Source organism: Saccharopolyspora sp. NPDC045941 (genome assembly GCF_056431445.1).
This window is the reverse complement of the sequence record NZ_JBWKKU010000039.1, coordinates 54,091-77,800: the sequence shown is the minus strand read 5'-3', so window position 1 is coordinate 77,800 and position 23,710 is coordinate 54,091. Positions and strand designations below refer to the sequence as shown.

The 23,710-nt window shown below is 71.5% G+C and carries 18 protein-coding genes; 5 read left to right on the top strand and 13 right to left on the bottom strand.

What is annotated here, in order from left to right; translation table 11 throughout:
- Nucleotides 1–37: 37 nt before the first annotated feature.
- The 5 genes from ftsH to dacB form a co-directional block, all read right to left on the bottom strand.
- The gene (gene ftsH, locus AC07FN_RS28270) at nucleotides 38–2,404 is read right to left on the bottom strand and encodes an ATP-dependent zinc metalloprotease FtsH (RefSeq protein WP_478398345.1); all 2,367 of its coding nucleotides are present in this window, start codon (nucleotides 2,402–2,404) and stop codon (nucleotides 38–40) included.
- Nucleotides 2,405–2,634: 230 nt separating this feature from the next.
- Nucleotides 2,635–3,189 (bottom strand): hypoxanthine phosphoribosyltransferase, encoded by a 555-nt coding sequence (gene hpt / locus AC07FN_RS28265; protein WP_132484498.1) that lies wholly within the window; start codon nucleotides 3,187–3,189, stop codon nucleotides 2,635–2,637.
- 89 nt (nucleotides 3,190–3,278) lie between these two features.
- Nucleotides 3,279–4,268 (bottom strand): tRNA lysidine(34) synthetase TilS, encoded by a 990-nt coding sequence (gene tilS / locus AC07FN_RS28260; RefSeq protein ID WP_478398344.1) that lies wholly within the window; start codon nucleotides 4,266–4,268, stop codon nucleotides 3,279–3,281.
- Nucleotides 4,269–4,350: 82 nt separating this feature from the next.
- Nucleotides 4,351–5,478, bottom strand: a complete 1,128-nt coding sequence (locus tag AC07FN_RS28255; RefSeq protein WP_478398343.1) for a zinc-dependent metalloprotease — start codon at nucleotides 5,476–5,478, stop codon at nucleotides 4,351–4,353.
- 212 nt (nucleotides 5,479–5,690) lie between these two features.
- Nucleotides 5,691–9,437 carry a D-alanyl-D-alanine carboxypeptidase/D-alanyl-D-alanine endopeptidase gene (gene dacB, locus AC07FN_RS28250; RefSeq protein ID WP_478398342.1) on the bottom strand — a complete coding sequence of 1,249 codons (3,747 nt, stop codon included), beginning with the start codon at nucleotides 9,435–9,437 and terminating at the stop codon, nucleotides 5,691–5,693.
- A 146-nt stretch (nucleotides 9,438–9,583) separates the two neighbouring features.
- Between dacB and AC07FN_RS28245 the strand changes: the two genes are divergently transcribed.
- The gene (locus AC07FN_RS28245; RefSeq protein ID WP_010308085.1) at nucleotides 9,584–10,072 is read left to right on the top strand and encodes an inorganic diphosphatase; all 489 of its coding nucleotides are present in this window, start codon (nucleotides 9,584–9,586) and stop codon (nucleotides 10,070–10,072) included.
- Between the two features lie 272 nt (nucleotides 10,073–10,344).
- Here the strand turns inward: AC07FN_RS28245 and AC07FN_RS28240 are convergent, their stop codons facing one another.
- Nucleotides 10,345–11,964, bottom strand: a complete 1,620-nt coding sequence (locus tag AC07FN_RS28240) for an MDR family MFS transporter (protein ID WP_478398341.1) — start codon at nucleotides 11,962–11,964, stop codon at nucleotides 10,345–10,347.
- A 173-nt stretch (nucleotides 11,965–12,137) separates the two neighbouring features.
- Complete coding sequence (locus tag AC07FN_RS28235) at nucleotides 12,138–12,389, bottom strand: hypothetical protein (protein ID WP_478398340.1); 252 nt, start codon at nucleotides 12,387–12,389, stop codon at nucleotides 12,138–12,140.
- Between the two features lie 157 nt (nucleotides 12,390–12,546).
- On the opposite strand from AC07FN_RS28235, the gene AC07FN_RS28230 reads away from it, so the two are divergent.
- Entirely contained in the window at nucleotides 12,547–15,162 is a 2,616-nt protein-coding gene (locus AC07FN_RS28230; RefSeq protein ID WP_478398339.1) for a PEP/pyruvate-binding domain-containing protein, read from the top strand.
- Nucleotides 15,163–15,296: 134 nt separating this feature from the next.
- Here the strand turns inward: AC07FN_RS28230 and AC07FN_RS28225 are convergent, their stop codons facing one another.
- From AC07FN_RS28225 to AC07FN_RS28210, 4 genes are all read right to left on the bottom strand, one after another.
- On the bottom strand, nucleotides 15,297–15,992 hold the full coding sequence (locus tag AC07FN_RS28225; RefSeq protein ID WP_478398338.1) for a hypothetical protein: 696 nt from the start codon (nucleotides 15,990–15,992) through the stop codon (nucleotides 15,297–15,299).
- A gap of 162 nt (nucleotides 15,993–16,154) precedes the next feature.
- Nucleotides 16,155–16,967, bottom strand: coding sequence for an SLATT domain-containing protein (locus AC07FN_RS28220; RefSeq protein ID WP_478398337.1), 813 nt, complete (start codon nucleotides 16,965–16,967; stop codon nucleotides 16,155–16,157).
- A 263-nt stretch (nucleotides 16,968–17,230) separates the two neighbouring features.
- On the bottom strand, nucleotides 17,231–17,818 hold the full coding sequence (locus tag AC07FN_RS28215; protein ID WP_478398336.1) for a M23 family metallopeptidase: 588 nt from the start codon (nucleotides 17,816–17,818) through the stop codon (nucleotides 17,231–17,233).
- Between the two features lie 479 nt (nucleotides 17,819–18,297).
- A complete protein-coding gene (locus tag AC07FN_RS28210; RefSeq protein ID WP_478398335.1) occupies nucleotides 18,298–18,840 on the bottom strand; it encodes a YceI family protein in 543 nt (180 codons plus the stop codon).
- 100 nt (nucleotides 18,841–18,940) lie between these two features.
- Between AC07FN_RS28210 and AC07FN_RS28205 the strand changes: the two genes are divergently transcribed.
- Complete coding sequence (locus tag AC07FN_RS28205) at nucleotides 18,941–19,795, top strand: helix-turn-helix transcriptional regulator (RefSeq protein WP_478398334.1); 855 nt, start codon at nucleotides 18,941–18,943, stop codon at nucleotides 19,793–19,795.
- 43 nt (nucleotides 19,796–19,838) lie between these two features.
- On the opposite strand, the gene AC07FN_RS28200 is transcribed toward AC07FN_RS28205, so the two are convergent.
- Nucleotides 19,839–20,483 (bottom strand): TetR family transcriptional regulator, encoded by a 645-nt coding sequence (locus AC07FN_RS28200; RefSeq protein WP_478398333.1) that lies wholly within the window; start codon nucleotides 20,481–20,483, stop codon nucleotides 19,839–19,841.
- 89 nt (nucleotides 20,484–20,572) lie between these two features.
- Here AC07FN_RS28200 and AC07FN_RS28195 point away from each other — a divergent pair, with 89 nt between their 5' ends.
- The gene (locus AC07FN_RS28195) at nucleotides 20,573–21,499 is read left to right on the top strand and encodes a zinc-binding dehydrogenase (protein WP_478398332.1); all 927 of its coding nucleotides are present in this window, start codon (nucleotides 20,573–20,575) and stop codon (nucleotides 21,497–21,499) included.
- Between the two features lie 36 nt (nucleotides 21,500–21,535).
- Nucleotides 21,536–21,808, top strand: a complete 273-nt coding sequence (locus AC07FN_RS28190) for an FAD-dependent oxidoreductase (protein ID WP_478398331.1) — start codon at nucleotides 21,536–21,538, stop codon at nucleotides 21,806–21,808.
- A 56-nt stretch (nucleotides 21,809–21,864) separates the two neighbouring features.
- On the opposite strand, the gene AC07FN_RS28185 is transcribed toward AC07FN_RS28190, so the two are convergent.
- A complete protein-coding gene (locus AC07FN_RS28185) occupies nucleotides 21,865–23,580 on the bottom strand; it encodes a 2-isopropylmalate synthase (RefSeq protein WP_478398330.1) in 1,716 nt (571 codons plus the stop codon).
- Nucleotides 23,581–23,710 lie beyond the last annotated feature (130 nt).

Genomic DNA, 23,710 nt, shown 5'->3' with positions numbered 1-23,710 from the left:
GCTGAGGCGCCCGGAGGCGCCGAGTGCACCGGAGTGTTCAGCGGTTGGTGTTGCCGCTGCCGTTGTCCTGAGCCTGGTCCTGGCTCGGCTCGGGGTTGGACCGCTGGTCGTCCGCCTTCGGCTCGCCCGGCTGCGGCGCCTGCTCGGCCGGGGTCTGCTGCCCGCGCTCCCAGGACGGCGTCCAGTTGTACTGGCCGCCACCACCCGGGTAGCTCGAACCGGACGGCGTGGTCGCCGGGGTCCACCCGGGCGGCGCGCCGTAGTTCGGCGGCACCGCCTGCGGCACCTGCCCGTGCTGACCCTGCTGCTGCGGCTGGCCCTGGTTCGGGTTCTGGAACTGCACCGTGCCCTGGTGCGCACCGGCACCGGCACCGGCACCGGCCGGGGTCGGCTGCTCGTGGTGCGGCGGGGCGCCGTTCTGACCGGCCGGCGAGGGCGCCGGAGCCGGCTCCGGCTCCTCCTTGACCGGGGGCCACGGCTCGCCGCGCTCCTTGGCCAGCTCGCCCCGCGTCTTGATCGGCGGCTTGTCCGACGGCGTCCGGCCACCGAAGTCGTTGAACGCCGTGATGCGGGGCCGCTTCTCCACCCGGGCGAAGATCCGCTCCAGGTCCTTGCGGACCAGCGTCTCCTTGTCGATCAGCTCCAGCACCAGGTCGTCGAGGACGTCGCGGTAGGTGTTCAGGATCTCCCACGCCTCGGTGTGCGCGGCCTCGATCAGCCGGCGCACCTCCTCGTCGATCTCGTGCGCGACCTCCAGCGAGTAGTTCGGCTGCTGACCGGCGGTGCGGCCGAGGAAGGGGTCGCCCTCTTCCTTGCCGTACTTGACCGCGCCCAGCCGGGCCGTCATGCCGTACTCGGTGACCATCGCGCGGGCGATCTTGGTCGCCTGCTCGATGTCGCTGGACGCGCCGGTGGTCGGCTCGTGGAAGACGAGCTCCTCGGCGGAGCGGCCGCCGAGCGCGAACACCAGGCGGGCGATCATCTCCGAGCGGGTCATCATGTCCTTGTCGTCCTCGGGGACGACTAGGGCGTGCCCGCCGGTGCGACCGCGCGGCAGGATCGTCAGCTTGTACACCGGCTCCAGGTCGGGCATCGCCCAGGCGGCCAGCGCGTGCCCGCCCTCGTGGTAGGCGGTGATCTTCTTGTCGCGCTCCGAGATGATCTTGCTCTTCCGGCGCGGGCCGCCGATCACGCGGTCCACCGCCTCTTCCAGCGCGGCGGCGGTGATCAGCTGGCCGTTCTCGCGGGCGGTGAGCAGCGCGGCCTCGTTGACCACGTTCTCCAGGTCCGCGCCGGAGAACCCGACGGTGCGCTTGGCGAGGCTGTCCAGATCGGCGTCCTGCGCCAGCGGCTTGCCCTTGGAGTGCACGTTCAGGATCGCGCGGCGGCCGCGCATGTCCGGCGCGGACACCGGGATCTGCCGATCGAACCGGCCCGGGCGCAGCAGCGCCGGGTCCAGGATGTCCGGCCGGTTGGTCGCGGCGATCAGGATGATGCCGCCGCGCGAGTCGAAGCCGTCCATCTCGACCAGCAGCTGGTTGAGGGTCTGCTCGCGCTCGTCGTGCCCACCGCCGAGGCCGGCGCCGCGCTGGCGGCCGACCGCGTCGATCTCGTCGACGAAGATGATGCACGGCGCGTTCTGCTTGGCCTGCTCGAACAGGTCGCGGACGCGGGAGGCACCGACACCGACGAACATCTCGACGAAGTCGGAACCGGAGATCGAGTAGAACGGCACGCCGGCCTCACCGGCGACGGCTCGCGCGAGCAGCGTCTTACCGGTGCCGGGCGGGCCGTAGAGCAGGACGCCCTTCGGGATCTTGGCGCCGAGGGCCTGGTAGCGGCCGGGGTTCTGCAGGAAGTCCTTGATCTCGTGCAGTTCCTCGACGGCTTCGTCGGCACCCGCGACGTCGTTGAACATCGTCTTGGGCATGTCCTTGGTGAGCTGCTTGGCCTTGGACTTGCCGAAGTTCAGGACGCGGTTCCCCCCGCCCTGGACGTTGTTCATCATCCACATCAGCAGCAGCACGAGCAGGCCGATCGGAACCAGGTAGAACAGCATCTGCACCCAGAGCGAGTCCTGGGTGACCTTGGTGTTCCAGACCGGCACGTGCGCGTTGCGGATCTCGGTGACCATCGTGTCGGTGGCACCGGCCGGGTACTGCGCGATCAGCTGGTTGCTGCCCTGGAAGTTCTGGCCGTCGTTAAGGGTCAGCCGGACCCGCTGCTCCTTGTCCTCGATGGTCGCTTCCTTGACCTTGCCCTGGGCGATCTGCTCCAGGGCCTGCGAGGTGGAGACTTCGCGGTAGGAGCGAGTCTCGTCGAAGAGCACGCTGAAGGCCCAGATCAGCAGAAACGCTGTCAGGATCCACAGCAGCGGGTTGCGGAGCAGGCGCTTTCGGTCCATTCACTTGCGGCCGGCGGGCGGCCTCGACCCTCCCTGACTGTCACTTCGGGCAAACGGCTGTCGACAGACACAATTCGCCATCGCCGTCAACCCCTTCAGACCAGCGTACCGGCCGTTGCGAGGACACGACCATGTCGAGCTCGACGCAGGATGCCCAGCGTACTCGGCCACCCGACCGCAATGGGGCGGGAGGGCCGAACCGGACACGCCTGCCCGGCCACTCCCCAGGCTCACACCCCGGACGTGTAGACCTTCGGATCCAGCGTGCCGATGTAAGGCAGATCACGGTACCGCTCGGCGTAGTCCAGCCCGTACCCGACCACGAACTCGTTCGGGATGTCGAAGCCGACGTACTTCACCGGGACGTCCACCTGCACCGCATCGGGCTTGCGCAGCAGGGTGCAGACCTCCAGCGACGCCGGGTTGCGCGAGCTCAGGTTCTTCAGCAGCCAGGACAGCGTCAGCCCGGAGTCGATGATGTCCTCGACGATCAGCACGTGCCGACCGGCGATGTCCCGGTCGAGGTCCTTGAGGATGCGCACCACGCCGGACGACGAGGTGGACGAGCCGTACGAGCTGACCGCCATGAACTCCAGCTGAGCGGGCTGGGGCAGCGCTCGCGCGAAGTCGGTCATGAACATCACCGCGCCCTTGAGCACGCCGACCAGCAGCAGATCACCACCGACGTGCTGGTAGTCGTCGTCCACCTGCTTGGCGAGCTCGGTGACCTTGTCGTTGATCTGCTGCTCGGAGATGAGCACAGAAGCAATGTCGCCGTCGTACACGGCCCGGCTTCCCCTCTATCGAATCGACGCGAACACCGATCCTCCGGCGCCGGTATCCCACCGCCCGAGCCGAACGCCTCGGCATCCCGTCAACCATCCGGCGGCTTGCGGCCCGCCGCTTCCACCAGAAGCGTGCCATGCGCCCGGCGCAGCACAAAGTCACCCGGCAAGGCCGGTCCGCCCTGACCCCGCCAATCCGCCACCAACGCGTCCGCGGCGCGCAGGTGCTCGTCGGTGATCTCGGGAACCCCGCGCGCCAGGAGCCACGCGCGCAACACCCGGCGCCGCAGCGAACCCGGAACTTCCCGCAACGCCAAGGCATCCAGCGTCCCACCCGACTCGACGCGCCCGCGCACCCCGGCGGCCAACTCGTCCAACGCGTCGGCGTCCTCGCGCAGCTGCCGCGCGGTGCGCGCGAGCGCCTCGCGCACCCCGCCCTGCAACACATCTTCCAGCAGCGGAAGGACTTCTGTGCGCAACCGCACACGTGTGAAACGCGCATCCGAGTTGTGCGGGTCGTGCCACGGAACCAGCCCGAGCGCCGCACAAGCGGCCTCCGTCGTCGCCCGGCGAACGCCCAGGAACGGGCGCGCCCACGGCGGATCCAGTGGCCGCATCCCGGCGATCGACCGGGATCCCGAACCCCGCCCGAGCCCGAGCAGCACGGTTTCGGCCTGATCGTCGAGGGTGTGCCCGAGCAGTACGAGCGAACCGGGCGGACGCTCCGCGCGCAGCGCCGCGTAGCGCGCGCGCCGGGCAGCGGCCTCCACACCACCACCGCGGCCGACCTCCACCGCGATCACCCGGGCGGAACACCCCAGCTCGCGGAGCTGATCGGCGGCCCGGGCGGCGACGCCGGCGGAGCCGGCCTGGAGCCCGTGATCCACCACCAAGCCATGCACCGCGACGCCCTCGCGGCGAGCGGCGTGCGACGCGGCAGCGGCGAGCGCCAGCGAATCCGCGCCGCCGGAGCACGCGACCGCCAGCGGAGCGCCCCGGAACGGGGCCGCCTCGGCGGAGCCGAGGAGGCGCCGGACGGCGGAGCGGACGGCGCTGACGGCGGGATCGGGCGGCGGCACGGCGTCATTCTCCCGTTCCGCGCTCGTGAGCGGTCGTGCCGGTGAGAACCGGCGTCCGCGCTCACGGGGGTCGGCGGCGGGGTCAGCCGTGGACGCGGCGGATCCAGGCCTCCGGGTCGACGATCTCGGCGCGGGTCGGCAGGGTGTCCGGGGACGTCCAGATCGCGTTGAAGTCGGCCATCCCGATCGCGTCCACGACGTGCCGGGTGAACGCCGCGCCCTGCGCGTACTGGCGGATCTTCGCGTCCACCCCGAGCAGGCTGCGCAGCACGCGGTCCAGCAGGCCGCCGCCCTTGCGCCGCTCGGTGAAGCGCTGGCGGATCGTCGCCACGCTCGGCACCACCCGCGGCCCCACCGCGTCCATCACGTGGTCGGCGTGGCCCTCCAGCAGCGTGGAGATCGCGATGATCCGGTCCAGCGCGGCCCGCTGGCTCGGCGTCTGCAGCAGCTCGATCACCCCGAGCATGCCCGGGCTGGAGTCACCGCTGCTGGAGCGCGCCGAACGGGCCTCCCGCAGCACTCCGGGCAGCCGGCCCAGCAGCTCGCCGGTGGTGCCCTCCATCTCGGCCAGCAGCGTGCCCAGGCTCTCCGCGAAGTGCTCTCGCAGCCACGGCACCGCGTTGAACTGCAGCCGGTGCGTCGACTCGTGCAGGCACACCCACATCCGGAAGTCGTCGCCCGGCACGCCCAGCGACTTTTGCGCCGCGACGATGTTCGGCGCCACCAGCAGCAACCGGCCGCGCTGCCCGGCCACGCCGGATTCGCCGTACGGGTCGAACTGGCCGAGCACCTTGCCGCCGAGGTAGGCGAGCACGACTCCGGCCTGCACCCCCGCGCTGCGCGCGCTGATGCCGCCGAGGAGGTCGTTGCCCCGCAGCACCTGCGAGTCCGCTGTGGACAGTGCGGCGTCGGTGAGCTCGGCGAGGCCGTCCGCCGCGCCGCGCACCCAGCCCGGCCGGTCGACGACGTCGCCCTCGGCGATCGGCAGGTCCAGGCCGAGGCCGGTCTGCTCGCGGACGTGCGATTCGGCTTCGCCGCTGAACCGCCGCAGCGAGCGCACCGCCTGTTCGGCCTCGGACCGCGGCACCTCGGGTCCCGGCTTCATCAACCGGACCGCGGTGGCGACGGCGACGTTCCAGTCAAGCGCCCGATGCTCCCCGGCGGCGCCCCGGTCCTGCGGCGTGGGCAGGGTGGAAGGTCGGGCGTTCACAAGACCGACCGTACCCGCTCGTCACCCCGGCAGGTACCTCACATTCGACCGCCCACCGCCCCCACTCCAGGCCGTCCCCGGCGCCGCCTCCGAGGCTCCGCGATGCGGAACTCCGGTACCGCCAAGCCCGGTTTCACCTGAGCCCGGACACCCGTTCCCAAGCGGGAAAGTTCCCGATTTTGCCAGAAATCGGGAACTCCTGACCGGCCTCGCTAGCAGCCGCAGGTGCTCAGGGCTCCGGCCAGCTCGTCCAGGGCCGGCCGGGCCGCCGCCGAACTCGTTCCGTTGGAGACCAGCGCGAACACCAGCAGGCGGCCGTCCTTCGTCACCACCGTTCCGGCCAGGCTGTTCGCGCCGTCCAGGGTGCCGGTCTTCGCCCGCACCCAGCCCTGTCCCACACCGTCCTGGTAGCGGCTGGCCAGGCTGCCGCTGCCGCCCGCGATCGGCAGGCCGGGCAGCAGCGCCCGCAGCTTCGCGGCCTGCGGCGGCAGCCCGCCCTCCGGACTCGCCGGGGCGGTCGCCGACGCCAAGAGCTCGGCGAGCAGTTTCGGCGTGACCCGGTCTTCCAGAGACAGCCCGCTGCCGTCGGCCATCGTCGATCCGCCCACGTCGAAGCCGTTCTGCCGGAGCACGTCGAACACCGCCTTGGTGCCGCCCGCGAACGACGGCTCGTTCCCGGTGGCGATGGCGACCTCGCGGGTCAGCGCCTCGGCGAGCATGTTGTCCGAGCGCTGCAGCGTGGTCTCGACCATGTCCTGCACGGTCGCCGACTGCACCTGCCCGAGCACCTGCGCGTTCGGCGGCGCCGTGCCCTCCGACACGTACGCCAGCCCGAGGCCCAGCCGGGTCGCCAGCTCCTGCGCGGTCTCCATCGCCGGGGTCTGCGAGCGCGGGCTGGTGTCCCGCGCCGGGTCGGCCCGGCCGCCGTCGAGCATCGCCGACTGCATCGGCGAGTAGAACCCGGCCGCCACGTCCTGCGGCAGCCAGCCCTGGGCGACCTCCGGGCCGGTGTACCGGCTGGTGTCGACCTGCACGGACGACACGTTCCCGCCGGTCGCGGCCATGACCTGCGCCGCCAGGTCGTCGAGCCGCGGCGCGCCGTCGTACACCGACTCCTCGCCCGCCGGGAGCTTCGACAGCGTCGGGTCGCCGCCGCCGACCAGCACCACGCTGCCCGGCGTGCTGCCGCGAACGACCTTGGTGGTGAAGCGGTGCTGGTGGTCGAGCGCGAGCAGCGCCGCGCTGGTGGTCAGCAGCTTGCCGGTGGACGCGGGCATGAGCGCCTGGCCCTGGTTCTGCTGCCACAGCACCGAGCCGGTCTGGGCGTCGAGCACGACGCCGCCGAGCGTGCCCAGGGCCTGGGTGTTGGAGAGCGGGCCCGCCAGCGCCGAGCGGATGCCGGACTGCTGCGGCTGCGGCGCGTTCCGGTCGAGCGGCTTGATCGACGGGTCGAGCCGCACCGGTGCGGGCGGCTCCGCGATCTGCGTCTTCATCAGGGCGTCGACCAGCTGCGGGCCGAACGCGATGCCCGCCCCGAGCAGCACGACGACGGCCACGGCGACCGCGATCAGCGTCTTGCGCCGCCGCGGCGGCTCGGCCTTCGGCGGCTCCGCCCGCACCGGCGGCGCGGGCGGCGGGATCCGCTGCGGCTGCGCCCGCGAGCCGGTCAGGCCCGCGAAGTCCTCGGGGGCTGCCGGTTGCGGCGCGGCGAGACCGGCGAAGCCCGCAGGCGTTGCGGCCTGCGGCTCGATGCGCTGCGGCTGCGCCCGGGGCGGGGCCAGACCCGCGAAGTCATCGGGCGACGCGGTCGGCCCGGGCGGCGGGAGCGGCCGGCCGGAGGGCTTGGCGTGCGGCGCGGTCAGGCCCGCGAAGTCCGCCGCCGACGCGGCGCGCGGCGGCGGGCCGTCGAAGTCGGGCCGGGCGAACTGCTGTGTCTGCTCCGCGGGAGCGACCGGCGGCACGGCCTTGAACTGCTGCGTCGCGGGCCCCGGGTCGGCGGCGCGCAGCGCTTCGAGGTCCTTGAGATCGATCCGGGTGGTCTTCTCGGACTCGGTCTCGGCCGGGATCCTCGCGATCTGCTGCGTCGAATCGATGGGCGCGGACTGCTTGGGCGCGTCGATCCGCGGGATCTGCTGCGTCTCGTGGATCTGCGGCTGCCCGGCGAGACCGGCGGCCTCGACCCGGCTGATCTGCTGCGTCTGCGCGACACCGCTGGGCGGCGGTGCCGCCGGGGTGCCGCTCGGCGGCGGTGTCGCGTCGGTGATCGGCGAGAACTGCTGGGTCTGCTCGACCGGCGCGACCGGCGGCTCGACGACCCGAGCTTTTTCTTCGGCGCCGTCCGCGCGCTCGGGTTCCGGCTCGGCGGCGGCACCGGTCTCCGCCTCGGGCGTCGTCGCGGTTCCGGTATCCGCTTCGGCCCCGGCGGTCGCCGTGGTCTCCGCGTCGTCCGCTCCGGCTTCGGCCGCATCGGTTGCCGTGCCAGCGGCGGCTTCGGTGGCGTCTGCTGACTCGGTGTCCGGAGCAGCCTCTTCGGACTCGGTCGCCGAGGACGGCTCGGTCTTGGCGTCGGCCTGCTCCGGGGCGGAGTCCGCAGTCGTCGCGGCAGGGGCCTCGGTGTCCGCAGATTCCGCATCGGGCTCGGAGTCGCTCGGCTCGGCTTCCGCTTCTCCCTTGACCGGAGCACCGGATTCGGCCGGCGAACCGGATTCAGCAGCGGTTGCCGACTCCTCTTCGGCACCGGTCGTCCCGGTCTCGGCTTCCGATTCCGCAGCGGCTCCGGTACCGGTCGTCTCGCCCTCGGCCTCTGCCGCGGCTTCGGTACCGGTCGTCCCGCTCTCGGCTTCCGCAGCGGGTTCGGCTTCGGCCTCGCCGGATTCGGCCTCGGTCTCGGCGTCGGTCCCGGCTTCGGCCTCACCAGCGGATTCGGTGCCGGATTCGGCTGCCTCGCCCGCATCCGTCGCCTCGTCGGCTTCGGCAGCGGGTTCATCGCCCGCCGACTTCTCCGATTCGGCGGCGGGTTCGGCTTCAGCCGCAGGTACGTCCGGTGCGGAGTCGGCTTCTGCTTCGGCGTCGGCGCTGGGGAAGACCGGTTCGGCTTCGTCGCCGGACTCGACAGCACCGGATTCCGCGCCGGCCGCACCTTCCTCGGCCGCCGGAACGGGCTCGGGCTCGGGCTCGGAGGCCGGATCCTCGTCGGCTTCGGCCTCGTCGTCGGTCTGCGCTTCCCCCTCGTCGTCGGCCTGCGCTGCCGCATCCGACGCGGGTTCTTCGCCGAGGCTCCCGGCGACGCGCTTCGTCGAGCTCGCAGCCTCTTTCGCCGCCCCGCCGGCCTCGGCGGTGATCGGCATGGTCTCCTGGACCGCGCCATCCTCGACGGCCTGCGAAGACGCATCAGCGGCGGCCGTCTTCAGCCGCGCGCTCTGCTGCACGGCGGCCTCGTCGTCGTCCGAAACCTCGGCCTGCGAGTCGCTGTCCGGCTCTTCGCGATCGACGGTCTTCAACCGCGCCGTCTCCGCCTCCTGAGGAGGCTGTTCCTCGCTCCCGGCGGCGGTCTTCAGCCGCGCGGTCCCCGGCTCTTCCGAAGGCTGCTCGTCGGCGACGGTCGACAGCCGCGCGGTCTCCGCCCCGGCGTCGTCCTCGTCAGGCTCTTCGAGGCTGCCCGCGACCCGCTTCGACGCGGTCGCCGGCTGCTCGGCCGATGTGTCGTTGATCTCATCACCGGCGGATTCGCCGGAATGCTCGGAATCCGCGGCGTCCGACGAGGTCACAGCCTCGGTCGCCGGGTTCGGGTCGTTCCGGGGCGGGGTGCTCTTCGACGGCTCCGCGTCGTCGGCGGGCCGGTCCGGCGGCGTGCCGTCCTGGGACGACGCAGCGGTTCGGGTCGGGCTCTCGCTATCCGGTGTTGACGCGCGGACGTCGGTTTCGGCCACCTCACCCCCGGTGTTCTGGGGTTCGGGCACGTGCTCCTCCTCGACGGATCGTCAGCCTGCCAGATTGCGAGCTCCCACACTGCGGTGGGGCTCGGTGAGCCACCGTGGTCCACACTAGACGTGGTCGCGCGCGCGAGCGGGCGGCCGCATCCGACGCAAGACGAGTGAGGAACCGCGTGGACTTCGACGTCACGATCGAGATCCCCAAGGGGAACCGGAACAAGTACGAGGTGGACCACGAGACCGGACGCATCCGTCTCGACCGGACGCTGTTCACCGCCACCCAGTACCCGGCGGACTACGGGTTCGTCGAGGACACCCTGGGCGAGGACGGCGACCCGTTGGACGCGCTGGTCCTGGTGCAGGAGCCCACGTTCCCCGGCTGCCTGATCAAGTCCCGCGCCATCGGCATGTTCCGGATGCGCGACGAGAAGGGCGGCGACGACAAGGTCATCTGCGTGCCCTCGGATGACCCGCGGCAGGAGCACCTGCGCGACATCCACCACCTCGCCGAGTTCTACAGGCTGGAGATCCAGCACTTCTTCGAGGTGTACAAGGACCTGGAGCCGGGCAAGAGCGTGGAGGGCGCGACGTGGGTCGGCCGCACCGAGGCCGAAGCGGAGATCAAGCGCTCGTACGAGCGGGCCAAGGAACAGGGGCACTGAACCACCGCCCCGCAGGAGGGCCCCCACCGCGCTGGATGCGGTGAGGGCCCTTCGCATTTTCGGGGCGAACGTTTCCGCAGGTGATCGCCCGTGCACGGCAGGGGCGCTATAGCACCCCACCGCACTCACGGGCCCCGACCAGCGGCTCGGCAAACTTATCCACAGGCTTGTGGATAACAGGGTTTTCTGTGGATAAGTCGCCGTCCTGTGGATAACTTGTGCAATTTCAATGGAAATCGACGGTCCGATTTCCATTGAAATTGCGGCGCCGGTCAGTCCAGGCGGATGTCGCGCAGGAACCAGGTGAGCGCGAAGGCCACCAGCACCACGCAGCCGCCGACGAAGAACACCGTGTCCATCGAGCTGGCGAAGCCCTCCAGGACCGGCCGCGCCAGGCGCGGGTCCAGGCCGTACAGGAACGACGTGTCGTTGATGTCGATCCCGGCCGCGCCACCCGACTGCAGCGCCTCGACGAACGTCCGGTTCACCGGGTTCGCCAGCACCTCCGGGTCGCGCAGCGCGGCGGTGAACTCCGGCGTGGCGAACGCCGCGCGCGTCGAGTCCGCGATCCGCCCGCCGACCGTGCTGAACAGCACCGACAGGAACGCCGCCGCGCCGACGGTGCCGCCGGTCTGCCGGAACAGGTTCACCGACGCGGTCGCCACGCCCATGTCGCGCGAGGTGGCGCCGGTCTGCACGACGAGCGTCAGGGTCTGCATCAGCATGCCCAGTCCGCCGCCCATGATCACCGCCGTCAGTCCCACCTGGACCAGCGAGGTGTCCACGCCGATCAGGCTGAACAGGAACAGCGCGGTGGCCATGAACGCGGCGCCGACGATCGGGAACACCTTCAGCCGGCCGGTCTTGGAGATCAGCTTGCCGACGACGCCGGTCGACACCATGATCCCGGCGGTCATCGGCAGCAGCATCATCCCGGCCTCGGTCGGGTTCAGGCCCTTGACGATCTGCAGGTACAGCGGCACGGAGCTCAGCCCGCCGAACATGCCGATGCCGACCAGGAAGTTCAGCAGGTTGCCCATCCGGAACGACGGCCGCCGGAACATCCGCAGCGGCAGCAGGGCCTCGGCGCCCGCCCGGTTCTCGGCGAACACGAACAACAGAAGCCCGACCGCGCCGATGCCGTACATGGTCAGCGAGGTCGACGACAGCCAACCCCACTCACGGCCCTGCTCGGCGACGGTCAGCAGCGGCACCAGCAGCACGACCAGCGCCACCGCGCCCAGGTAGTCGATGCGGTGCCGGACCCGCTCGGTGGCCACGTTGAGCACCTTGGCGACGACGGCCAGCGCCGCCAGCCCGACCGGCAGGTTCACCAGGAACACCCAGCGCCAGCCGTCGATGCCGAGGAAGCTGTCCAGGCCGGCGAACAGGCCGCCGATCACCGGGCCGATCACGCTGGCGGTGCCGAACACCGCCATGAAGTAGCCCTGGTAGCGGCTGCGCTGCCGGGCGGGGACCATGTCGGCGATGATCGTCAGCGCCAGCGACATCAGCCCGCCGCCGCCGAGGCCCTGGATGGCGCGGAACGCGGCGAGCTCGTAGATCGAGTTCGCCATCCCGCACAGCAGTGAGCCGGCCAGGAACAGCGAGATCGCGGCCAGGTAGAGGGGCTTGCGGCCGTAGATGTCGGAAAGCTTGCCGTACAGCGGCGTGGTGATCGTGGCCGTGATCAGGTAGGCCGTGGTCACCCAGGCCTGCGCGGTCTGCCCGTGCAACTGGTCGGCGATGACCCGGATCGCCGAGCCGACGATGGTCTGGTCGAGCGCACCCAGGCCCATGCCCAGCATCAGGCCGGTGAGCACGGTCAGGATCTGGCGGTGGGTCAGTGCGAGTGCCGGGGCCTGCGCCGGGGGCACAGCCGTTTCCGACATGGCTTTCCCTTTCAGGGGTTGCTCCTCGGGATGGACCGGCGTGCGAGGCCGGCAGGAGCGCTGCGGCACGAACATCCCCAGAAATTTGCTTGCAGCACTCAACTAGTTGGCGCGGTCAAGCATGACCTCGGATCAAATGCGAAGCAACTTCGTTTCCTGTGCCCTGGGCCACGTCAGCGCCGTCGCGACGGCCTGGCCATTCCCAGCGTCGTGCCGTCGGCCCGGCGGAGCACGACGACCGGAGCCGTCGCGGCGTGCTTGCCGCTGCCCGGCGTGAACCGCTCGCGCGGCGAACGCGGTTGGTAGAACCAGGCGAGCTCGGTCCGCGCCCGCGCCACCGCGCGCCGCCGGCGCAGCTGCCTGCAGATCGCCGGGGCGAGCACCACCAGGCCGGACATCGTCGCTACCGCCATCCACCAATGCATCCCCGCTCCCTTCCTCGGGAGGAGAAATGGCACTCGGCCCGGCTCGTGATGCGACGGCCGTCGATACCCCCCGAATGGCCTAGCGGAAAATTCAACGCATGTTGATTTCTTGGCCATCGGCGAGCTACCTTGCTCCCAACGGCGAGGGAGGTATGCGATGAGCACCCTGGAGACCCGAACCCTGCTCGACCTCGGCGAGATCGGCGCCGGCGACGGCGAGCTCGTCGGCGGCAAGGCCGCGAACCTGGGCGAGCTGTCGGCGGCCGGCTTCCGGGTGCCACCCGGCTTCTGCATCAGCACGCACGCCTACGACGAGGTCTGCCGGGAACCGGCCGAGGACCTGCTGGACCGGCTGCCCGGCTCGGCCGCCGAGATCCGCTCCCGCCTGGCCGGCGCCGAGCTCCCGGCCGGGCTGGCCGCCGAGATCACCGCCGCCTACGCGGAACTCGGCCCGGACGCGCCGGTGGCGGTGCGCTCCTCCGCGACCGCCGAGGACCTGCCGCACGCCAGCTTCGCCGGCCAGCAGGACACCTACTTGAACGTCGTCGGGGAGGCCGAGCTGCTGGACGCGGTGCGACGCTGCTGGAGTTCGCTCTGGACGGACCGGGCGGTGGCCTACCGCGCCGCCAACGGCATCGACCACCGCACGGTGCGGCTGGCCGTCGTCGTGCAGCGCATGGTCGACGCGACCGCGGCCGGCGTGCTGTTCACCGCGAACCCTGTCACCGGGCGGCGGTCCGAGGCCGTGATCGACGCGAACACCGGGCTCGGCGAATCGGTGGTATCGGGCTCGGTCACCCCGGACCACTTCGTGGTGGAGTCCGGCCGGGTCACCGCGAAGCGGCTCGGCGACAAGCCCGCCAGCATCCGGCCGAAAACCGGCGGCGGCACGGAATCCGTTGCGCAGCAGGCCGATCTGCCGTCGATCACGGACGACCAGGCCGCGGCGCTCGCCGCGCTGGGCGCGGAGGTGGCGCGGCACTACGGCGCGCCGCAGGACATCGAGTGGGCCATCGACGGCGACGACACCGTCTGGCTGACCCAGTCGCGGCCGGTCACCACGCTGTTCCCGCTGCCCGCCGAGCCGCTCGGCGGCCTGCACGTCTACCTGTCGATCAACGTCGTGCAGGGCGTCTACCGGCCGATCACGCCGCTGGGCGCGGCGACGCTGGCGCTGATGCTCGCCAACCTGATGCGCAACATCGGCATCCCCGCCGAGGGCCACCGCCCGAAGCCGTGGCGGCAGGCCGACGGCTGGCTGTTCGCCGACATCACCGGCATGACCCGCAGCAGGATCGGCCGCGCCATCGGTCCCCGGGTGTTCGCGGTGGCCGAAGCCCGCGCCGGCAAGGTCTTCGAGTCGCTGCTCGACGATCCGCGACTTCCCCTGGACCCGAAGATCCCGTGGCCGCTGCTGCGCCGGATCGGCGGAATCCTGTTGCACACCAAGGCGCCCATCCAACTCGCACGCACGCTGCGCGATCCCGCGCGCGCCCGCGAGCAGCTCTTCGGCATGGTGCCGGAGATCCGGGCGGCCCTGGCCGCCGATGAGCCGTCGTCCGCGCGCGAGCGGCTGGCCGCGGCGCGGCGGGGCATCGCGGAGGTCGCGGTCCCGCGCATCGCACAGATCCCGCCGCGGATGCTGCCCGTCCTACTCCTCAGCCGGCTGCTACCGAAGCTGGTCGGCCGGGCCGCCACCGCCGAGGAAGTTCAGATCGTGCTGCGCGGCATCCCGCACAACGTCACCACCGAGATGGACCTGGAGCTGTGGGGCATCGCGCAGCTCGCCCGCCGGGACCCCGGAACAGCCCGGCTGTTCGGCGAATCCTCCCCCGACGAGCTCGCCGCGCACTACCGCGACCGGGCGCTGCCCACCGACGTCCAAACTGGACTCGATGACTTCCTGGCGCGCAACGGGCACCGGACGGTGGCGGAGATCGACGCCGGCGTGCCGCGCTGGTCCGAGGACCCGACGCACGTGCTCGGGCTCGTCGCGAACTACGTGCGGACGGGCGAGAGCGGGCACGACGCCGACGAGCAGTACCGGCGCGGCGTGGCCGAGGCGGAGCGGACGGCCGCCGAGATCGTGTCCCGGCTGCGGCGCCGGAATCCGCTGCGCGCACGGGTCGCCGGGTTCGTGGTGGACCGGGTGCGGCAGCTCGCCGGGCTCCGCGAACTGCCGAAGTACTGCATCGTGCTGGCGATCGCGAACGCCCGCCGTCACCTGCAGGCCGTGGGCGAGGAACTCGCCTCGAACGGCCGCCTGGAACGCGCGGACGACGTGTTCTTCCTGGAATACGAGGAGATCGACGCGGCCATCTCCGGCGCCGACCACCGGGATCTGGTGGCCCGGCGCCGCGAAACGCACGAGCGGGAGCTGCGGCGCCGGAACCCGCCGCGCGTGCTGCTCTCGGATGGCACCGAGCCCGAGGCGGCGCTGCCGGTGGCGACGGTCGACGGCCAGTTGGCCGGGACTTCGGCTTCGGCGGGCACCGTGACCGGGACGGCGCGCGTGGTGCACGATCCGGTCCGCGCGCAGCTCGCGCCCGGCGAGATCCTGGTCGCGCCGTCCACCGATCCCGGCTGGACGCCGCTGTTCCTGACCGCGGGCGGCCTGGTGATGGAGATGGGCGGGCCGAACTCGCACGGCGCGACGGTGGCCCGGGAGTACGGAATCCCCGCGGTGGTGGGCGTTCCCGACGCCACCACCCGCATCGCCGACGGCCAGCGGATCACCGTGCACGGCTCGGCCGGAACCGTCGAGCTCGCCTGACGACGATGGCCCTCGCCGGTTCGGCGGGGGCCATCGAGTCGTCATCGGGGGCGCCGTCGGCGGAAGCGTCCGCCGGTGCAGCGGTGCAGTCGATCGCGTTCTTCGGTTGTCGACTTCCGGCGTGGCGGGCGCGGTCAGGCGCCGAGCTGGTTGACGCCGCCGAGCGGGCCGTGGCTGACCACGTCGTTGACCTTGTCCAGCGCCGTCGCCGGGTCGGTCTTGCCGACTGGGAGGTTGCCGGTCAGGCTGCCCAACGGGCCCTGCGGGCCGGCGATGCCGCCGAGCGCGTCGCCGCTGCGGGACAGCGGCAGCTGGCTGCCGGCGAGCGGGGTGCTGGACGCCACGCCGTGGACCGCCTCGCCGACCATGTCGACGTCCTGCTGCGCGGGCGTGGTCTGCGGCCCGCCCGGCAGCGCCGAGTCCGCGCCGACCGGCAGCAGGTCGTTGGTCGGGCCGCCGGTGCGGGCCACGGGCGAAGCCTGCACGGCCGGGACGACGTCGCCGACCGGCGTCGCGCCGAGCGCGCTGCTCGGGTCGAGGCTCTTGCCGCCGGTCACGCCGCCGAGCAGGGCGCCGGCCGGGGTGCTGCCGAGCGGGTCGCCGCCGCTGCGGCCGGCGAGGTGCTCCTCGACCGGGACGACGTCGCCCACGGCCTGCTGCGCGGAGTGCAGCGTGCCCCCGAAGTGGTACGCCGTCTGCGCGAGGTTGTTGTCCGTGGGCAGCTCCGCGGGCAGCTGCGGGGTCTCGGCCGCGTTCGCGGTAGCTGCGAAGCCGACCGCGCCGGCGCCGCTGACCAACACAGCGGCCGCTGCGGTAAGGGTGCGCTTCATCGCAATGCTCCTCTCTGCACAGGCCGATTCCTGTGCGCCGGGCCGGAGATTACGGAAGGATCACCCACCACCATTCAGCGATCACATAGGTGGAAAATGTGGACAACCAGTGATCGTTTCCTGCGAAATAACGCCACTTTCGTGTACATGAGACGGAAGTGATTACTGGCCGATCCCCTCCGTCGATGCCGACGGCAATCGGCGCGCCCGCTCGGCCCGCAGCGACTCGACCGCGTCGGCGAACTCCGCGTAGGCCTCGCTCTCGCTGTCGAACCGCCGGTACCGGCCCACCCGCAGCTCCACCGACTCGTACTCGCGCTCCAGCGCGTCGCCGGCCTGCTGGCACGCGGCCGACCGGTCGCGGTACTTGGCATGCCCGGCGAACGCCGCCGCCACCGCCACCAGCAGGCACAACGCCACCGCAGCCCACCGGAAGTCCACGGCGGACACCGATGCCGCCGTCGCGGTCGCGGCGACGATCGAGCCGCCGATGATCAACGTCTGCAGGACGTTGTCCTTCCAGCGGTCCCGCCGGGCCTCGCTCCGGTAGCGCTCGATGAGCTCCGGCAGCTGCGCCCGGTAGCGCTTGTGCGCCCCCAGCAGATCCCCAGGCCCCAGTTCGTCCAGCAGGTGCTCGCGGTGCGCGTACTCCAGCGCGCGCAGTTCTGATTCCACCGCGCGAACCTTAAAGTGCTGCTGGTAGAGGAATTTCGCCGACACCGCCAGCGAGGCCAGCGCCAGCGCGAACACGATCGCGGCCGGCAGTGCGGACGTCCATAACCACAGCGCGGCCACGGCCGCGCCGATCAGCAACAGATTGCCCGGCACCGCCCAGACCAGCAGCAGCCGCTGCACCAGCCGCGCCCGGTAGTGCTCCTCGGACCGTTCGGCGATCCGGCGTTCCCAGTCCGCCGGCCGGCCGCCCCCGGCGAGCACTCCACCGCCGACGATCCCGGCCGCATCCACTCGCTCCATCACATCGATCCTTCCAGCGCGTTAGTGCGATCGAAGTAGCTCCCGGAGCACCACGACAATCGGCCAGGAGGGTGATGATCCATTCGGCCGATCGGTTCACTGCCGGATGTGCCGAGTGATCGTCGCTGAGTTCGCGCGACGCTGCACGATCGATAATGCGCAGTGATAACAGCGAGTACTGCCGCGCCCGACGCCGTGGGCGCGGTTTCCGGGGCCTGCCACTCTGACAGCGGCCGGGACGCTCCGGTCGACTTGGGGGTGCGCTACCGGTCCGTCAGCTCGGCGTCGACGTCGCGGTAGAACTGCTCCGGATCCACCGGCTGCCCGGCAACCTCGATCTGGAAGTGCAGGTGCGGTCCGGTGGATTCGCCCCGATCGCCCATGGTCGCGATCTGCTCCCCGGCGCGCACCTCTTCCCCGACCTCGACGAAATCCTCGTCGATGTGGCCGTAAATCGAAACGACGTCGCCGCGGTGCGCAATTCTGATCCACATGCCGTATCCGGAGGCCGGGCCGGAATCGATGACGGTGCCCCGGGCGGCGGCGCGGATCGGCGTGCCGATGTCGTTGGCGATGTCCACGCCGTTGTGCATGGTGCCCCAGCGGCCGCCGAAGCCGCTGCTGATCTCGCCGTCCGCCGGCGACACCCATGCATCGTCCGACTCGTCCGCCGACGCGGGCTTGGCGGGTGAGCGCGCGGCGAAGTGCACGGCCAGGTCGGGCCTGGACTTCGGGGGCTGCCAGTGGGCATCGTGCACAACCGGGGCAGCAAGGGCTCCTGCGGTGCAAAAAGCGCCGCCGAGGAGCAGGCCGGTCAACACGGCGGCCGCGGTCTTCTCTCGCATTGCCATTGCGCTTTTCCACTCCTCCCGCCACCGCGGTATTCACGCGGCGGCCGGGCCGAATTCCGCACCTGATCGCCGGTCATTCGAATCCGGCAGGCAAGCGGTTCCGGGCAAGATTGGAGCCGAACTGCGCTGGCAATGCATTTCGGAACTGGCTCAATGGCATGAATGCCGGGCAATTCGCGGTGTCCCGCGCGCAGGTGTCGGCGAATCCACCACAAGGAATCGCCATCGACACTGAGCGTCCACAGTGGTCGCAAGTCTCGGTGAACGGCGTGCGGCCCGGACCCGAAGCCCCTTCACCCGACCACGGAGGGTGCCGGGTGCGTCCATTCCGCCCGGTCACCTCCCCGGTCGGCACACCACCCGACCGGCAGTCACACGATCGAGTTAGAAATGGGCCCGCGCGGCGGTGCGGGTAGCGGCCCCGGCCGCCGGGTGCGCGACCGCGAGCCTCCTGGGCCGCCCGGGAGGCTCGCGCCCGGTCACTCGGGCTCGACGAACTGGACGTCGAGCTGGATCTTCACCACGTCGCCGAGCAGCGCCTCGCCGGGGCCGAAGTTGATGCCGTAGTCGCGGCGGCGGATCTCGCCGTTGGCCTCGAACCCGGCGTGCCGGCTGCCGTCGGGGAGGTCCTGAACGCCGCCGAACTCGACGTCGAAGGCGATCGGCCTGGTCACCTCGCCGATGGTCAGCTCCCCTTCGAGAGTCCAGTCCTCGCCTTCGCCGCTCAGCCGGGTGGAGCGGAACGCCAGCGTCGGGCGCTTCTCGACGTCGAGCAGGTCGGGGGCGAGGACGTGCGCGTCGCGGTCGGCGTTGCCGGTGTCGATGGACGCGACGGCCACGGTGGCGTTGATCGCGCTGCCGTCGAGCGTCCCGCCGACCACCAGCTCGGCGTCGATCTCGGCGAAGCGGCCCCGCACCTTCGAAACCCCGAGGTGGCGGATCGCGAAGCCGACCGAGGAGTGCAGCGGGTCCAGCGCCCAGCGGCCGGTCTTGAGGGGCAGTGCGGTCGTTTCAGTCGTCATGGCTCGAACCTGCCCGGCTCGCCGCCGCGGAGGGAGACCGCGCTGAGACTGTCCCTGGCAGGGCCACCACGGGCGCGACGCGGGCAGGTAGGTTCCGATCGTGCGCGACAACGAGTTCGGAGCCTTCCTGCGCGCCCGCCGGGAGGCCATCACCCCGGCCGAGGTGGGCCTGCCCACCGGGCCCCGCCGGCGGACGCCCGGGCTGCGGCGCGCCGAACTGGCCACGATCGCCGGGATCAGCGTCGAGTACCTCACCAGGCTGGAGCAGGGCCGGGACCGCCACCCGTCCCCCGAGGTGCTGGGCGCCATCGTCGACGCCCTGCGGCTGTCCACCGAGGATCGCGAGCAGCTGTGGCTGATCCTCGGCCACAACAAGCCGACCGCGCTGTGCCCGCGGGTGGCCGAGCCGCCCGGCCAGGCCGTGCGCCCGAGCGTGCAGGCGATCCTCGACCGGCTCGAACCCGGCCCGGCACTGGTGGTCAACCGGGTCTGCGACGTGCTCGCGTGCACCGGCGGCTACCGGCGGCTGGCGGGGCCGCTCGGCGTCCTGGACGCCGATGCGCCGAACCTGCTGCGCTACGTGTTCACCGACGACCGCGCCCGCGCCGCGCATCCCGAGTGGGCGCGCATCGCCGACGGCCTCGCCAACTTCCTGAAGCACGGGTTCCGCGTCGACGACCCGCACTCCGCGGACCTCGCCGCTGAGCTGACCGATGCCGCCGGGGCGTCCTTCACCAGCCGGTTCGAGACGCCCGCCGCCGTGCTCCAACGCACCGGCGCGGAGCGCTGGATGCATCCCGAGGTCGGCGAGCTGCTGCTGGGCTTCGAGATCGTGGAACTGCCGGACGTCGACCAGCGGATGATCATCTACCTGCCGGCCGACGAAGCGACCTCCGCGGCGCTCGACCGCCTCGACGGCCGCCAGCCCGGCGCCCTCCGGGCGGTCTCCGGCTGACCCCCTCGTGAGCGAAGGCTCCGGTTCTTACCGGACTCAACGCTCACGAGCGCCACTCGCCCGGCGACAGCGTGAGGACGCCCGGGATCGCGGCGAAGGCGCGCCGGGCGCATTCGACCAGGTCGTCGCGGGTGTGCGAATCCTCCCGCGCCAGCCACATCTCCATCGCGCGGTGGAACGCGGCGATCAGCAGGTCCATCACCAGGCGGGCGCGCACGTCGGCCTGATCGGGCAGCCCGAAGCGGCGGTGCAGGGTCTCCATCGCGGCACGGGTGGTCCGGCCGCAGAACTGCAGGCCGTGCGCGTCCATCGACGGCGTCGCGGCGGCCAGCCGCCTGCTGAGCAGCACCCGCTCCGCCCAGCCTTCGGCGGGCATCCGCTGCAGCGCCGCGAGCAACACGTCCTGCGCGACCTCCAGCAGCGGGCGGTCGTCCGGCTCGCGGGTTTCGAGGTCGGCCAGGAACTCGGTCCAGAGGTCTTCGGTCGGTGCCAGCGCCACGTCTTCCTTGCAGCCGAAATAGCGGAAGAACGTGGTCTTGGAGACCTCGACCGCCTCGCACAGCTCGTCGACCGTCGTGGCGTCGAAGCCCTGCTCGGTGAACTTCGCCAGGGCGGTGTCGATCATCGCCTGCCGGGTGCGCAGCTTCTTGCGCTCGCGCAGCGAGACGGGGCGGGACGGGGCGCTCATCGCGGACAGATTACCCGAGCCCTAGTGTGACCCGGAAACTTATGGTACTCAGTTACATAAGTTACTGGATCACATTCATGCGAGGAACCATGCGCGCACTGCTCGTCGACCGCTCGGCACCCGGCGGCCTCCGCCTCGGCCGGGCCCCGGATCCCGTTCCCGCGCCGAACCAGGCGCTGGTGCGGGTCACGGCGACCTCCCTGAACTACGGCGAAGTGCGGCACATCCTGGAGGAATCCCCGGACGGCAGCGTCCTCGGCTGGGACGCGGCGGGAGTCGTCGAGCGCGCGGCGGCCGACGGCTCCGGCCCGGCGGAAGGCACGCCGGTCGTCACCCTGGCCCCGGACGGCGCGTGGGCCGAACTCCGAGCCGTCGACACCCACCTGATCGGCACCGTCCCGCAGGGCGCCGACCTCGGCGCGATCAGCACCGTTCCGGTGGCCGGCGCGAGCGCACTGCGCGCGCTGCACCGGATCGGGCCGATCCTCGGCAAGCGGGTGCTGGTCACCGGCGCCACCGGCGGGACCGGGCGATATGCCGTGCAGCTGGCGCGGATGGGCGGCGCGCACGTCACCGCGTCCACCGGGAATCCGGCCGCGCACGGCGAGGGGTTGCGCGCGCTCGGCGCGCACGAGGTGGTGTCCAACCCGGCCGAATCGGCCACAGTGGACGGTGTGGTCGACCTGGTCGGCGGCGAGCAGTTGGTGGCCGCCCACGACCGGCTCGCCGAAGGCGGCACGCTGGTGGCGGTCGGGCACACCACCGGCGAGGGCGAGAACTTCCCGTTCGGCGCGCTCTTCGGCGCTCCGGAACGGCACGACCGCACGATCGCCACGTTCTTCCTGCTCCGCTGCACCGACCTGGCACCGGACCTGACCTGGCTGGCCGAGCGCATCGCGACCGGCGACCTGGACCCGCAGGTGTCCTGGCGCGGCGCCTGGGACCGCGCCCCGGAGGCGATCGAGGCGCTGCTCGGCCGGAAGCTGCACGGCAAGGCGGTCCTCGAAATCTCTTGAGGACCACGTAGGTTCGTCGCCATGGCAAGGTAGATCGTGGTCATCGGGGCGGGCATCGTCGGGGCATCGATCGCGGCGCAGCTGCCCGAGGAGGTGTCGGTGACGGTGCTCGACCAGGGCCCGTCCGGCCGGCTGCGGGGTTCGACCGGGCATGCGCCCGGTTTCGTGGGCCTGCTTGCGACAAGCCGTCGAGCTTCCCCGGCCTGGACAGCCTCCGCCCGGACCGCTTCGCCGGTCAGGACCCGACGGACCTCGAAGCCCGAGCACTTCGGCTGTACCGGGACATCTACGCCAGCCTGTGACCCGTGACTCGTGAGCACTTTGGAGCGCCAGAGCGATCCAAAGTGCTCACGACGCAAAGGGGCTCAGCCCGCGGCGGCCATCACGGCCCGCAGGCTCGACGCGACGACCGAGACGTCGATCCCGACCGCCCACGCGGTGCCCTCGGCCGTGCGGTGCTCCAGGTACGTCGCGGCGCGCGCCGCACGCCCCGGCTCGATCGACTGCTGGACGAGGCTCACGATGTCCACCGTCCGGTCGTGCTCCGCCAACATCTGCACCAGTGCGGACACGGCACCTTCCGCGGTCACCTCGTGCGTTGTGGTCTCGCCGCCGATCTCCAGCGTCGCGGTCAGCCGATCACCCGACGGCCCGTGGCCCACCGACCAGCCCGTCAGCGCGATCGACCGATCCGGGTTCTCCAGGTAGGTCGCGGAGAACAGCTTCCACAACGTCGCCGCGTCCGCCTCGGTGCCGGTGTCGTCGGTGTGCCGCTGCACCACCTGCGCGAATTCCGCCTGCAACCCGCGCGGCAGGTCCAGCCCGTGCTCGGTTTGCATGAGGTAGGCGATGCCGCCCTTGCCGGACTGGCTGTTCACCCGGATCACCGCCTCGTAGTCCCGGCCGACGTCGTGCGGATCGATCGGCAGGTACGGAACCTCCCAGCGCTCCTGGGATTCCGGGACTCCGCTCTCCCGCGCGCCCAGCGCGTGCCGCTGGAACCCCTTCCGGATCGCGTCCTGGTGCGTCCCCGAGAACGCGGTGTAGACGTACTCGCCGACGTACGGGTGCCGTTCGTGGACGCCTATCCGGTTGCAGTGCACGACGGTGTCCCGGACCGAATCGATGTCCGACAGGTCGATCATCGGGTCGACGCCCTGCGAGTACAGGTTCAACGCGAGCGTGATCAGGTCGACGTTCCCGGTCCGCTCGCCGTTGCCGAACAGGCAGCCCTCGACGCGCTGCGCACCGGCGAGCACCGCCAGCTCCGCGCACGCGACCCCGGTGCCCCGGTCGTTGTGCGGGTGCACCGACAGGATCACGTCGTCGCGCCGGTCGAGGTTGCCGCTCAGGTGCTCGATCTGGTCGGCGTACACGTTCGGCGTCGCGACCTCGACCGTCGCGGGCAGGTTGATGATCACCGGGCGGTCCGCGCACGCGTCCCACAGGTCGATCATCATGTTGCAGACCTCGATCGCGAAGTCCGGCTCGGTCAGGTTGAAGACCTCCGGGGAGAACTCGTACCGGATCCCCGGCCGGTCCCCGCCGCAGCGGAGCACGTCCTCGCCGGCCTTCCGGATCAGCTCGCGCAGGTCGCCCCGCCCGGTGCGCAGCACCGCGTCCCGCCACAGCGGCGCGGTCGGGGTGTACATGTGGACGACGACCCGGTCCAGGCCGGCGATCGATTCGAAGGTGCGCTCGATCAGATCCCGGCGAGCCGGGGTGAACACCGCGACGGTGACGTCGTCCGGCACCAGATCCGCTTCCGCCAGCCGCCGGACGAAGTCGAAGTCGGTTCGCGACGCGGACGGGTATCCGACCTCGATCTCCTTGTACCCGATCGAAGTCATCATCTCGTAGAAGCGCCGCTTGCGCGCCGGGTCCATCGGTTCGGCCAGCGCCTGGTTGCCGTCGCGCAGGTCGACGGGAACCCACAGCGGCGCCTGCGTGATGCGGTTCCGCGGCCAGGTCCGGTCGATCTCGGCGACGGCGACGCGGTCGAACGCGCTCCGGTAGCGGTGGTGCGGCATTCCCGACGGCTGCTGCGGGTTCCAGCGCGCGGGGATGTGTTGGGAGGTCATGTCTGCCTTCCGGGTTCGAACGGTCTCCACCAGCGCGCGACAACACCCCGCGACAGGGGGCGCCGGTCCGGTCAGCCCCTGCCGCGGCCGCTAAGGCCGCGAGCTCCCAACCACATGGCAGGCAACGTAC

Coding starts and splice junctions, on each gene's coding strand:
- ftsH (WP_478398345.1), bottom strand. CDS start 2,404: ATGGACCGAAAGCGCCTGCTCCGCAACCCGCTGCTGTGGATCCTGACA.
- AC07FN_RS28240 (WP_478398341.1), bottom strand. CDS start 11,964: ATGTCGGAAACGGCTGTGCCCCCGGCGCAGGCCCCGGCACTCGCACTG.
- AC07FN_RS28235 (WP_478398340.1), bottom strand. CDS start 12,389: ATGCATTGGTGGATGGCGGTAGCGACGATGTCCGGCCTGGTGGTGCTC.
- AC07FN_RS28230 (WP_478398339.1), top strand. CDS start 12,547: ATGAGCACCCTGGAGACCCGAACCCTGCTCGACCTCGGCGAGATCGGC.
- AC07FN_RS28225 (WP_478398338.1), bottom strand. CDS start 15,992: ATGAAGCGCACCCTTACCGCAGCGGCCGCTGTGTTGGTCAGCGGCGCC.
- AC07FN_RS28220 (WP_478398337.1), bottom strand. CDS start 16,967: ATGGAGCGAGTGGATGCGGCCGGGATCGTCGGCGGTGGAGTGCTCGCC.
- AC07FN_RS28215 (WP_478398336.1), bottom strand. CDS start 17,818: ATGGCAATGCGAGAGAAGACCGCGGCCGCCGTGTTGACCGGCCTGCTC.
- AC07FN_RS28210 (WP_478398335.1), bottom strand. CDS start 18,840: ATGACGACTGAAACGACCGCACTGCCCCTCAAGACCGGCCGCTGGGCG.
- AC07FN_RS28200 (WP_478398333.1), bottom strand. CDS start 20,483: ATGAGCGCCCCGTCCCGCCCCGTCTCGCTGCGCGAGCGCAAGAAGCTG.
- AC07FN_RS28195 (WP_478398332.1), top strand. CDS start 20,573: ATGCGCGCACTGCTCGTCGACCGCTCGGCACCCGGCGGCCTCCGCCTC.
- AC07FN_RS28185 (WP_478398330.1), bottom strand. CDS start 23,580: ATGACCTCCCAACACATCCCCGCGCGCTGGAACCCGCAGCAGCCGTCG.